This window comes from Oribacterium sp. oral taxon 108 str. F0425 (assembly GCF_000214455.1).
GTDB lineage: Bacteria > Bacillota > Clostridia > Lachnospirales > Lachnospiraceae > Oribacterium > Oribacterium asaccharolyticum.
Genome location: NZ_AFIH01000001.1, coordinates 1,974,413 through 1,986,823, shown reverse-complemented (window position 1 = coordinate 1,986,823; position 12,411 = coordinate 1,974,413). Strand labels below are relative to the sequence as shown.

Sequence of the window (12,411 nt, the reverse complement as noted above, 5' to 3'; positions counted from 1 at the left end):
GTCAATAGTGTAGTAAGTGAACTCCAAAATAGCTTAGCCCCAGTATCAGCAGGATACAAAATAGAAAAACAGCGTCCACGATTTGCAGACGAACCGTATTGTAGCGCGTCTTTTTGACGGGATTCTCGATGCATTTGCATTCCGCCGCCTTCGCGATATCCTCCGCGATATTCGCGGAAATGATGAGGAGCGGAATGGAAACATAGAGCAGATTCTGCATCGGGTTCCAGGTCTGAATCCCTCGTATCTTCATGGCTCGTTCAATGGCTTTTTTCTCTTCCGTGAAGGCGGGAAAAAACCGGAACATCACGGCTATAGGGATGGAAATGCATTGGGGGATATGGAGAAAATCCATGGAGCTTAAGATGGCGCCCACATCCGAAGTCCTCAGGAAAAAACTTCCTGCAAGATAGGGTAAAAAAAGCAGACGAAAAATATAGAGAAAGGAAAACAGAATACGTAAAGGGACCGGCATAAAATACTGGGCGGAATACCCCGGAATAAAGCAGAGTGCGGCGAAAACAAGAGGAGCGAACAGCGCAGTTCTTCGAAAACCGTTCAGAAAGAAGAAGACAGAGAAGAGAAGCACCACTGCCCACTCTCCGTAAAAGGGAAGATAGTGCATGATCGTAAAGCCTAAAAACAGCAAAACGAGAAGCTTCGTAAGCGGGTTTGGATTAAAGGGATTCCGCTTTTCCGCCCAGGGCTTTTCTTTGATGGTACGCTCTAAATTACTTTTATTTTGCATTATTTTACTCCGTCTTGCTATACAATTCCCGCTTTTTCAAAATGCTTTTTCAATAGCTTTCTGCCGAGAAAGGCACCGAGAAGGCCAAAAAGGAAGGTGCAGACATAAACGATAGCCATATTTTGTACGCTAATCAGCTTTTCAATGGCATTTCCGTAATTCTCTCCCATTTCTTTGATAACCATCTCCATATAACGCTCTTTCAAAAGAAGCATTTGCAGAAGGGAATTGCAGGGCCAGAGACTAAAAATTGCATAGCTTAGCATCGTGGCAGAGCCGGACTGATAGTTTCCCATCCGCCGGATGCCTTCTGCAAGGAGGCAGAAGAGAAGGGAGAGGAGGGGCACCACAAAGGTATGTCCGAATAGGAACATGATACAGGGGGTAATCATGCCGAAAATGAGAAGCCCGAAGGGTTTATTCACCTTCGCCATAAAGAGCATGACGATAGGTCCGCCGATAAGCGCGTAGGCAGCAGGGTAGACAAGAAATAAAATCGGAATGACGCCCATCATCCCCACAGCAAACATACAGATAAAGTAAATCACGGCAAAAACGCCGATGGACACCAGGTCTTTAATGGTCAGTTTGTTTCTATTCATAAAGCATATCTCCTTTCATAAGGTAAAGCTTCTTTCATAAAACGGTTTAATAGCTGAATTCTTCGGCAAGCCGGCTCTTTTCTACCAGATTCCGATAGACCTTGGAGTGCTCCAGCAGTTCTTCGTGGGTACCCACCGCATCCACCTCTCCGGAGGACAGCACCAAGATACGGTCTGCTTTCTCGATGGACTTTAAGCGGTGGGAAATGAGTACGACAGTTCGGTTTTTTCCGCGGATTAAGCTGCTAAGGCTTTCCTGAATTTTTCTTTCGTTATCAATATCCAGATTCGCGGCAATTTCATCTAAGAGGAGTATAGGAGCATCCTTTAGGAAGGCTCTGGCGATAGAAAGTCGCTGTCTTTCTCCGCCGGAGAGCTCTGCGCCGTTTTCTCCAATTCTTGTTTGGAAGCCATCGGGAAGCTTTTCTATAAAGTCCAGGCAGTTGGCAAGACGTGCCGCTTCCCGCACTTCCTCCTCCGTGGCATCCCCTCTTCCCAGACGGATATTTTCCAGAATGGTGGTATTAAAGAGGTTCACTTCCTGAAAGACTATGGAGATTTTTTGGAAAATGGAGTCGGTGGCTGTGTTTTGTAAATCCTTTCCACCGATGAAAATCTTTCCGGACTTTGCATCATAAAGTCTGGAGAGTAAGCGTAAAATGGTGGTTTTTCCGCAGCCGGAGGGGCCTACTAAAGCGAAAAGTTCTCCTTCCTTTACCGACATGGAGACGTCTTTTAGAATCGTCCTGTCTTCATTGTAGGAGAAGGACACATCCTGAAAGTCAATGGAGAAGTCGGAAAGCGCTGTGCTCACTCCTTCCTGCTTCTTTGCAGCCTTGATTTCGGAGATGCGCTGCACCGCCGGTGCGATATAGAAGATCTCCATCATGCTTTCCTTGGAAATGTCGAAGATTTCCTTTAATTTCATGGAGGCGATGATAAAGCCTAAGAAGTAGAGGATGGAAATACTGCCGCTTTGATAGAGTGGGAAACCGACGAAAATCACCGTGGCCACACTTAAGAAAGCAAAAATGGAAGAGCATCCCATGACGATAAAGGAGCCCATTTCCGTCTTTAGGTGGAGCTTTTCTTGCAGGTCCATTTTTTGAAATAAGGCTTCTTTAACCTCCCTGTCAGGGAGAAAGCTGCTGATTTCCTGATGTAGGTCGATATGTTCCTGGAAAGCTTCCGCATTTTCCCGCAAAAGATGATAGTACTTCTGATTGTTTTGTAGCACGAGCTTTCTGGATAAGGGCACTAAAAGAAAGCTGAAAATCGTAGGGAGAAGGGTGGCAAGGGACAGCTTCCAGTTTGAGAAGCACATCAGGATCCCCATAATCGGGAAGAAGAAAAACATGGCTACGATTTTGGGAACAGAATGGCTTAAGGCGTGTTCAATCCTTTCCACGTCAGACATAATGCTTTCCGACAAATCGCTTAAGTCATGCCGGGAAAAATAGGCAATGGGCAGGTCTGCTAAGGTTTCTGCAATGTTTTTTCTCAGATTCGCCGATTCTTTGTAGGTTGCGTTATAGAGACAGACATATTCCTTGGAAAGCAGGAGGTAGAGGAAGAATAGGATTATGAGAGCCGGAACAATCAGCTCCCATGGCGTGAAGGCTTTCCTACCCGCATTTTCCAGAAGGAGATTCGCGATATACAGTAAGAGCGTAACGGGACCCATATTGATGCAGTAAGTAAGAAAGCAGTAGAGGCTGGCTTTTTGCAGGTTTTTTGCGCCCTGCTCCGTAAGGGAGAACTGTTTTTTGAACCAATTCATCATTTGTTTATCCTCCAATCTTCCGTAGTTTGATAAAGCGCCCAGAGCTTTTTATAACGACTGTCTTTTTGCAGAAGCTCTTTACTGCTTCCCCGTTCCACGATCTTTCCCTCTTCCAAAACAAGGATTTCATGGAGTCCCTGAATACTGGAAAGGCGGTGGGCAATCATAATCACGGTTTTCCCCTGAATCAGATTCTTAAAAGCATTTTGCAGGGCATACTCCTGATCTGCATCGATGGAGGCGCTGGCTTCGTCCAGAATCACGATGGGGGCATCCTTTAAGATGGCTCTGGCAATGGCGATTCTCTGCTTTTCGCCACCGGAAAGGTAAACGCCTTTTGCACCGATTAAGGTATTTTCTTTCTCGGGAAAACGCTCCAGAATTTCTCTGCAACCTGCCAAGTCCAAAGCGTGATGGACTTCTTCCGCAGCAGCATCCGGCTTTCCTAACAGCACATTTTCATAAATCGTCTTATGGAAGAGCTTGCTGTCCTGGAAAACGAAGGAGATAGCCTTACAAAGGGCATTTTTGCTGTAGCTTTCAATGGGGAGATCTCCGATTCGAATCTGTCCTTTATCCGCTTTGTAGAAGCCGGAGAAAAGCTTTGCAATGGTGGATTTTCCCGAACCGGAGTGCCCCACAAGGGCATAGCTTTTTCCTTCTTCCAAACGGAAGGAAAGCCCTTCCAAAACTTTCTTGTCTCCGTAGGAGAAATCTACATCTTGAAACTCCATGCTGTAATTGGGGAAATTTTCTTCTTTGCCGTATTGTAGGCTGTCTTCCTGCATTGCCTTGTAGAGCTTTTCCATTTCGTCGATGGCAAAGCTTGCATTGAAAATGTACATGCCGGACCACATGATTTTCATGAAAGCTACCATGATGACGCCGTCCAGAAAGAAAATCATAATCAAATCGATAATCAGTTTTTCGGGTTGGGGTTCTTTTACCAGAAGAAAGGACAGGGGAATCGAAAGAATCGGAATTAATCCTAGGAAGATCCATTGGTAGAGAACATAGGGCGTTTTACAGCTTAAACTGTATTCAAAGGCGTATTTTGCATAGTTTTCAATGGCTTCTTTCATGGCTTTGAAGCTTTGCAAGCGATTTCCGAAGAGCTTTACGACCTGAATACCCCGAACATACTCCACGGTTTCCGCACTGAGATGATTTAAGGATTCCTGATAAAACTTCATAAATTGGCTGCCGCCCATCATTTTCTGGAGGAAGAAGCCGCTAACGAGAACCAGAAGCAGGAGAATTACCCCTACCCGAAGACTCACAAAGAAGCCGAGGGCAAGGCTTAGGAGGGGTACAAGGAAAGCCTGAGCACTGTCCGGAATCATGTGGGCCACTGCCTGATGGGTTTTCTCTGCGTTACTGTCAATGGTTTTCCGAATATAACCGGAAGAATGCAGGTCATAAAAACGAAATGAAGCGGATGCCAGTCCTTCAATCCCTTTCTTCCGGAGATTCGTCTCCAGGCGGAAGGCAAAGATGTGGGATAAGACACCGGAAAAGAGATAGCAAAGTCCTGCCAGGGTAAGGGCAAGAACAATTTTCAGACTCATGGTGTAGCTTTGCCCTTCGTCTCGGAAAAGGATGAGATTTTCCAGAAAGAAGTAGAGGAGCATATAGGCGTAGACCAGAATCACTCCGGAAAGAAGGGAAGTCAGGATAGAAAGGATTCCCGGCACGATTTTTTCCGGAACGTAGTGAAATACTTTTTTGTAAACGTTCATGGGTGCCTCCTAAATATTGTTAGTAATAACTATCTAAAATCATAAAAGACATACAAAAGAATAATCTCTATCATATAATAGTTAGTCTTATATAACAATAAGAAGACTCGTATTTTGTCCATCGTTCTCTATAAATAGTTTATTTTTAAGGATAAATTTTTTAAATAGAAAAAATGGGATGGGGACAAGATATTCATTTTTTAATAGTGGAAGAGTATAGGAAAAAGTTTTTCCCTATGCTATAGTTTTCTGACTGTTTCAGCTTATGAAATGAGGAAGGATGGAAGGTTCAATGGAAGAAGAATTCAGAAAAATGCGTCGATTTAAGCAAGAAATTACGGAGGAGGAATGTAGAAAGGTACTGAAAGAAGCCCCGAGAGGAGTACTTGCTCTTCACGGAGAAAACGGTTATCCCTATGCTATTCCCTTAAATCAATTCTATAACGAAGAAGACGGAAAACTTTATTTTCACGGAGCGTTGCAGGGACTAAAGCTGGATCTCATCACAAAGAACAACAAAGTTTGCTTTACGGTGTTGGACGAAGGATTTAAGAAAGAAGGAGAGTGGCCTTGGCATTTTCATTCGGTCGTTTGCCTCGGAAGAATGGAAATCGTAGAGAATCGGGATAAGGTGCTTTCCATTTGCAGAAAGCTTGCAGAACGCTTCTATCCGACGAAAGAATCCATAGAAGAAGAAATCAGAAACGCGGGAAGCAGGGTAAATGTGCTTGTGATGACGATTGACCGAATGACCGGAAAACTCGTAAAAGAAGCATAGAAGTAAAACTTATCAAAGGGGCTGTAAAAAACCATTTTGATTTTTTACAGCCCCTTCAAGTATTTCAAATATGACAGTCTTTGGTATTACAAAATTCTTTGCTTTATCCCACTACTTCTACTCCATCGGGTAGAAGCTCCGCATTCACGATGGAGTTTCCGCTCATTTTCACTCTCTTTAGGTTCGGGAGATTCCGAAGAACGGAGATGTCGGAGATATAGTTATTCGAGAAATCCACTTCTTCCAGTGTAGTCAGACCATTCAGACAATCCAGGCTTTGCAGTTTATTGTTACTGATATCGAGACGCTTTAAGGCCTTGTAATGAGAAAGGAAAGGCTGAATATTGGCGGAAAAATCTTCCGACTCGTTATCCACATTCCTAAGAATGGCCTGTGTGAGGGTCAGGCTCTCTACCGTGTTGTCATCCGCCATGCGGCTTAGGGAAACGGGAAGGACAGGATCATTACTTGCTACTTGGTTTTTGTTCGGAGTGAAAAGAAGTTCTTTTACCCCGGTATTTGTAAACGTCTCTGTATAATCCTTATAGCGGCTGAAGGGGGAATCCTGAAATTCCAGCCTTGAAAGAGAGGGAAGCGCTCGAAGGACAGGCCCGAGGTCCGGCTCCACCTCATCGGTAATGCCGTTTCCTATGATGGTAAGGTTCGTTAAAGCATTCATTCCCTGCAGAAAATCGGCACTGTATTCACTACCGTAATTATCGACGGTGAGATTCTTTATGGAAGGCATGTGGGAAATGGAATCTCGGTCCATGGAATAACACTTCACATTTTCCAGCGCGCTTAACCCGTGTAAGTCGGGAATATCATACGTGTGATAGCCGAGGGAAAGTGTCTGTAAAGAACTGAGGGTGCTGAGCGCGTTAACATTTTCCAGAGAAGAGCAGTCAATGGAGAGGCTGTTTAAGGAAAGATGCCCCGATAGACCGTCCAGATTCAAAATCGCAAGATCTTCCAGGTTCAGGGACTTTAATTTCGGCATGTTCTGCACGAAGTTTAAGTCCTTCACATCCTTTAAATTCCGTAAGGAAAGCTGTTCCAGCTGTGGCATACCGGAAAGTACCCCGATATTTTCCATGGTAGAATCATTCGTTCCCAAGAGGTCCAGCTTACTCAGGCTACTTAAAGAAGAAAGAGGGGAAAGGTCCGTGGGCTTGTCTCCATAAAACCCAAGAGCAAGCGTCTTGAGATTCGGAAAGTTTCGAAGGAACAGAAGCCCCTTCGTATAGTCATCATCGATATGAACGGTGAGCTCTTCCAGAGAAGAAAATGCTTTAAAAAAAGCATCCGGATCTTCTCCTTCTGTATTTTCGTCGGAGTAGGAATCACCGGTAGCATCATCGTCCAGCATCATGTTGTAGAGACCGATAATCTGCTCAGGGTGTGCGAAAAGCTTTGCGACAGTTTGAAAGTCCTCATTTTCTCCGGAAAAATAGCGGAGATTGGTCAGACTCTTCAAGGTCTTCGCATCGGAGTCGGTATCATAGTTGAAATGCACCTGATATCCAAGGGAGAGCGTGGTGAGCCCCGTAAAAACCTGCATATCCGCTTCGTCAAGACTATCCGTGGCAGGAAGATAGATGGTTTCCGGATCCTTCGCCGTGCCGTCCTCATTCACAGACTTGGCATAGTCAAACTTCCACTTCTCACTTTTATCGGAGTCGGTACTATTTACTATATGAATGGACAGGGCAGCGATGGAGTTATAATCCTCCGTTGTGATATCCTTCAATTGCTTTCCGAAAGCCTTTTCTACGAAGCTCTTCACGGTTTCGTCTTCCGGCACGCTGCGGAACGTTGCCGTCGTCTGGGTGGAACCGATAGAAGTTGTATGAGGCGTGCGGAATATGTTGCTGAGAATGAACATAAAGAAAATAAAAACAATTCCGCCAATGATGGCCGCCGCCTGAACTGCACCAAGGTCCTGCCTTACCGGAGCAGTTCTCTGGCCCATATTCAGGTTATCAATATGAATGTTCTGCGTAATGTTCGGCTTATGCGGCTCGATATAGACCTTCGTCTTGCAATATTCACAGGTAACAAAACCTTCCTTCATTCCTTCCGGAATATTGAGTGTACCGTGACAATTCGGGCATTCCATTTTTGTAAGATTCATCTTCTTCTATCCTCTTTTCCGTATTGTGGGTAATGCAGTTGTTTCCACAGCATAAAAGGAGACAGGCTCCATACTATTTTCTTTCGTTTTTGCGAACTTTTTAAGTATAACACATTGCACGCATCGGGGGAATTTTTTGTTATAGAATTTCCCGTTTCTTTTATTGACGTTAGTTATAACTAATGATAAGTTAGTCAAGGCGAATATAAAATACGCACTGAAATTAATTATTTTAATAAACTTACACTTTTGAAGATATATTTAAGCACTTAAAAGAAGGGATTTTTCTTTTATATGATTTTTTAACGACAGAAGTGTATTTTTTGAAATTTTTTGTGTAAGTGCAGGCAAAAGAAAGGAATAAGAGAACATGGTAAAACGTGGGTTTCGAAAGCTTGCCGTTGTTGCGGCGATGTCTTTGATGTTGAATCCGGCAGCGTTAGTCTTTGCGGAGACGGGCAGAGTAAATACGGACGGTTCCTGGAAGGTTGAGGAAAAGAAGTGGATTTTCACAGATGAGAAGGATCGGAAGATCACAGGATGGGTGGTTTACAATAAGAATTGGTACTACTTGAGTCCCGAAGACGGAAGTTTAAAGACAGGTTGGTTAACACTGAATGGGAAGTCCTATTTCTTAAGTACGGAATCGGGGCAGTTCACGGGAAGGCTTCTTAGCGCTTGGCAGTGGATTGACGGCTATTGCTATTATTTTATTGTGGAAGATAATGCAAGATATGGAGAACTTTTTACAGGTGGAACAACACCGGACGGGTATACGGTAGACAGTGCCGGACGCTGGACAAAAGATGGCGTTGCCGTGTATGAAAACGGAAAAGGACTCTCTTCTTCGGAAAATGCACAGCAGGTAGCCGGTGCGGACAGACCGATTCCTTCAGGCGGAACAGAAAGTTCCGACGGACGTAGCGGCAGCAGCCTTCGCGGAAGCTCTCGAGGCAGTGGACAAAGTAGCGGCTCTTCGGGAGCAGAGCAGAATACGAGTCAGGACAAGCAGAAGGAAGATTCCGGAAAAAAGGGTAGCGCTACAAAAGAAGACGATACCAAGAAAGAAGAACAAGAGGAGAGCAAGACAGCAAGTCTCGTAGCGACTGCACAGACCAAACTGGTGAATACCGAGCTTGGGAATTTCCTTTCTCTTGCCTTTTTAGACGGCACGAAAGAGGACTATACCGTTACAGTGGACGGAACGGACATTTCCTCCGCTCTCACGAATGTGGACGATTCCGGGCAGATTGCGAAGTGGAGAGCTACGGTTGCCCATCCGAAGAAACTCGTGATTTCCAGAAAATCGGACGGGAAGACAGAGGAAATTGAGCTGGAAGAAGGGAAAGCCCAAGCGGAAGAGTCCAAGGTGGAAGTCACGGCGGGCGACCCGCAGGATCATCCGAAGTACCTTCTTGCACAGGGAATGGCGACCGTATTTGACCGTCTTCTTCCGAATAACGGGAAGGACGGAAAAGAAAGATTCACGCCGAAGAAGAGCACTTTTACGCTTTTCGAAAAGAAGAAGGAGGACCTGGATGCCATTCAGGCGGAATTTTATGTGAAACCCGTTGTTATTGATGCGGAAGGAAACGGCGTCGGCGGAAAAGGAATCAAGGCGGAATTCAGCTTGGGAACGGATAAGGAGAAAGACTGGTTTAACGGCATTAATCAGATTTCCCTTCTTCGTTATGAGGACAATACCGTCCTGAATCGGAATTTAAGCTTCAAGAAGACGGATCCGGTATCCGGAAAGCATGGCTTTGTAGGCACATTGCAGGTGCCGGTCGGACAGGACAATATGCGTTCTCGCGGACTATATATCCTGGCGATTCACTCCAAAAAGACGGAGGAAGTCATCACTCTTCCGATTGAGTTGCAGAGCAACACGAGATTCCAGGTCGACATCGCACAGGAGACCATGGCACCGAAGACCGGAGAGAGAGTAAAGTTCCGGATTAACGGCGAGAATGGAGAGAGCTTCGGAAATGAAATCAAAGTCGATGATATGCAGGTGACTTTGGAGAAACCGAGTGGAAAGAAGGAGAAGCTTTCCTATATCGATGATTACTTCAACTTCGGCGGCAATTTCATCCTCTACGGCACGAGTTCCAATAAAGAGAAGACGGTGAATACCGATGAAGCCGGGATGTATACCATTAAGATTAAATATTCCGGCTATCCTACGCTCAGTAAACAGTTTATCGTTTATAAGGGAGAAGGACAGAATACGGAAGACAAGCAGGAAGACGCGGCAAGAAGCAGTGCGAGAGCTGCCTACAGCGGAAAGAAGGCGGACGCGGTTTCTGCGGCAACAAGCGGAAAAACTTCCACCCATGCGGGAAAGAAAGAATCCGGGAAGAAGGGGAAGGAATCCGTGTACGACGGGGTGTCCTCCGCAACCGGAACCGTGAATACCCGTGTGAATGTGGTATTTGACTATGATCTCCTTGAAAATGCCCTGGTTTTAAATGAAATCAAAGCCCTAAACGAAGATGCCCGGAATGTTCTTGTTTGGTACTACGGCATGAACTTTGATCGCTTCGGTTACCTCTTTGATGAGGGGGCAAAAAACTACTACAGTGTAGAAAAGTATATGAATGCCTTGAAGAGTGACGAGACGAAAGGCGGAAAGATTCGCTCCTATAGCGAGTACCTTGAAGAGGCAAAAGCTGATGATTTTAACGGGGTATCGGAAGTACAATTTGTTCTGGAAGACGGAACACTCGGAAGTCTGAGTGATTTTAAGAAGCACAAGGGAGAGGATACACCGAGTTTTAGCGGAACAACCATCAAGAAAGGAGAGGAAATTGTCCTTCATACGGATAACACAGCCTACCTTTCGAAGATACAGGGCGTGTATACCGATGGCAGCAGTGAAAATCAGATGAATTACAATTATCCGAAGAGAGTCACAATTGATTCGGAGAAAGGCACCATTACCCTGCATCGTTATGCCTTTAATTTCCTGAATCCGGCGACTCCGGAAGTCGGAAAGCATACGATTACGCTTGATGCGGGAGCGGACTACAAGAAGGTGGATATTACTCTTACGATTACACAGGAGGAGATCACCGAGAAGCCGACTCTGGTAGGAGAAGCCGCAGTTGGAAAGGACCTGACACTTTCTCTTCCGAGAAACGCGATACTACGCTTTGCAGGGGTTTCTTTACAGAAGGGGGACGGTGAAGTGAAAACCCTTCTGGATGCATCTGCAGGCGGAATTTCCGGAAACGATTACTACGTTTTGGATAAAGAGAATGACCAACTGATCATCAAAGCCGGACGCTTCAAGGAGGCAGGCGAGTACACCGTTTATGTGAAAGTGAAAGAGCAGAACGGAACGCTGAACACGACCTTCCAAGTGAAAGAAAAGTCCGATACGCCGGAAGAGCCGAAGGAAGAAGAGGACAAGGGACTAGAGGCACCGGAAGTTAAGTACTTTGAGGAAGACCGGAAAGGATATAACAATCGAAATGTGCTTTCTTTCGTGCCGGAGAAGACGTATCCGAAAAAGGATGTTACCGATTACCTGGAGAAAGTCAACAAAGTTGTGGTAAACGGTGAGGAATATAAGAAAGCATCTTACTACACGGAGGTGAACCGGAAGGACGCGACATACGCGTTACACAATAACAATGGCGGCGGAAATTATAGCATTATTTGCCTCTCTCCCTCTGCTTTCGTAGAAGGGGAAAATGTAATTGAAGTCTATGCGGAAGGCTATAAGAAACTACAGTATAAGGTCACTTTGAAAGGAAAAGAAGAAGCGGATAGCATAGCGGTGCCGGAAGGGGCTGAAGTGAAGAAAGCGGCTTTTGGAGGAACTTACTATGTTTCTTTCGGAAGAAATCGAAAGAGTGCTGAGGTTACCGCATACATTGCGAAAGTAAAGTCTGTTTCCGTAAATGGCACGCTTTATACTAGAATAAACTATTCAGGAAATGTTAATTACAAAGAAGACAGTTTTGCAACCACGGATATCGGCGGCAACAATGGGAAGCATAATGCAATTTCCATTTCCGGTTCGAAAATGACCGGTGTAAAAGACAAGGTCATTGTACAAGCCGAAGGCTATAATGATTTAGTGCTTTCTTATCCAAGTACTGCGAGCAGAGTGAGACGGTCTCTCCTGGAAGATCCGTTTTTAGAAGAGAGTTTGGATAGCGAAGAAAAGAGGGAAGAAAGTACGGAAGGTTCTGAAATTACAGAAAGCGCTGTAACTATGGAAAGCACTGAAACTTCAGAAGGTGTTGAAACCACCGGAAGTGCTGTAACTGCAGAAAGCGCTGAAAATACAGCCGAATAAACGATTCTGCTTGTTAAGATGATTTCGTAAAAGCGTATTGTAAAAACGAGTATCATGCACTAAAGCGTGATACTCGTTTTTTGTATATAAAAAGAAGGAGTTGTAAAAAAATAAAATAATAAAGAGATTCTTTGCAATATAGGTCTGAATGCGGGGTAGTCTGAGCCCGTCGGTACTTGCGAAAAACAAGAGAAACGCAGTTTTTCGCTTAGTATCCGCTACGTGGCGAAGCTAGCGAGAGCGTGCCCCAAGTTCAGACCTATATTGCTTAGAAAATTATTTTGATTTTTTACAGCCCCTTCTTTCGTTTCTTATTCT

7 protein-coding genes are annotated in these 12,411 nt (G+C 44.9%); 2 read left to right on the top strand and 5 right to left on the bottom strand.

Annotation, left to right across the window (positions count from 1 at the left end):
- Position 1 precedes the first annotated feature (1 nt).
- The 4 genes from HMPREF9124_RS09180 to HMPREF9124_RS09165 are packed head-to-tail and all read right to left on the bottom strand — an operon-like array spanning position 2 to position 4,872.
- Entirely contained in the window at positions 2-748 is a 747-nt protein-coding gene (locus tag HMPREF9124_RS09180; protein ID WP_009428817.1) for an energy-coupling factor transporter transmembrane component T, read from the bottom strand.
- A 17-nt stretch (positions 749-765) separates the two neighbouring features.
- Entirely contained in the window at positions 766-1,350 is a 585-nt protein-coding gene (locus tag HMPREF9124_RS09175; protein WP_009428968.1) for an MptD family putative ECF transporter S component, read from the bottom strand.
- A gap of 46 nt (positions 1,351-1,396) precedes the next feature.
- Positions 1,397-3,133 carry an ABC transporter ATP-binding protein gene (locus HMPREF9124_RS09170; protein ID WP_009429546.1) on the bottom strand — a complete coding sequence of 579 codons (1,737 nt, stop codon included), beginning with the start codon at positions 3,131-3,133 and terminating at the stop codon, positions 1,397-1,399.
- Complete coding sequence (locus HMPREF9124_RS09165; RefSeq protein WP_009427799.1) at positions 3,130-4,872, bottom strand: ABC transporter ATP-binding protein; 1,743 nt, start codon at positions 4,870-4,872, stop codon at positions 3,130-3,132. The genes HMPREF9124_RS09170 and HMPREF9124_RS09165 overlap by 4 nt, the downstream gene beginning before the upstream one ends.
- Before the next feature lie 292 nt (positions 4,873-5,164).
- Here HMPREF9124_RS09165 and HMPREF9124_RS09160 point away from each other — a divergent pair, with 292 nt between their 5' ends.
- A complete protein-coding gene (locus HMPREF9124_RS09160) occupies positions 5,165-5,650 on the top strand; it encodes a pyridoxamine 5'-phosphate oxidase family protein (RefSeq protein WP_009428480.1) in 486 nt (161 codons plus the stop codon).
- Between the two features lie 103 nt (positions 5,651-5,753).
- Here HMPREF9124_RS09160 and HMPREF9124_RS09155 read toward each other — a convergent pair whose 3' ends face one another.
- Positions 5,754-7,784 carry a leucine-rich repeat domain-containing protein gene (locus tag HMPREF9124_RS09155; protein WP_009427964.1) on the bottom strand — a complete coding sequence of 677 codons (2,031 nt, stop codon included), beginning with the start codon at positions 7,782-7,784 and terminating at the stop codon, positions 5,754-5,756.
- Between the two features lie 370 nt (positions 7,785-8,154).
- Between HMPREF9124_RS09155 and HMPREF9124_RS09150 the strand changes: the two genes are divergently transcribed.
- Positions 8,155-12,093, top strand: a complete 3,939-nt coding sequence (locus HMPREF9124_RS09150) for a hemoblobin-interacting domain-containing protein (protein ID WP_009428394.1) — start codon at positions 8,155-8,157, stop codon at positions 12,091-12,093.
- The last annotated feature ends 318 nt before the right edge of the window (positions 12,094-12,411 follow it).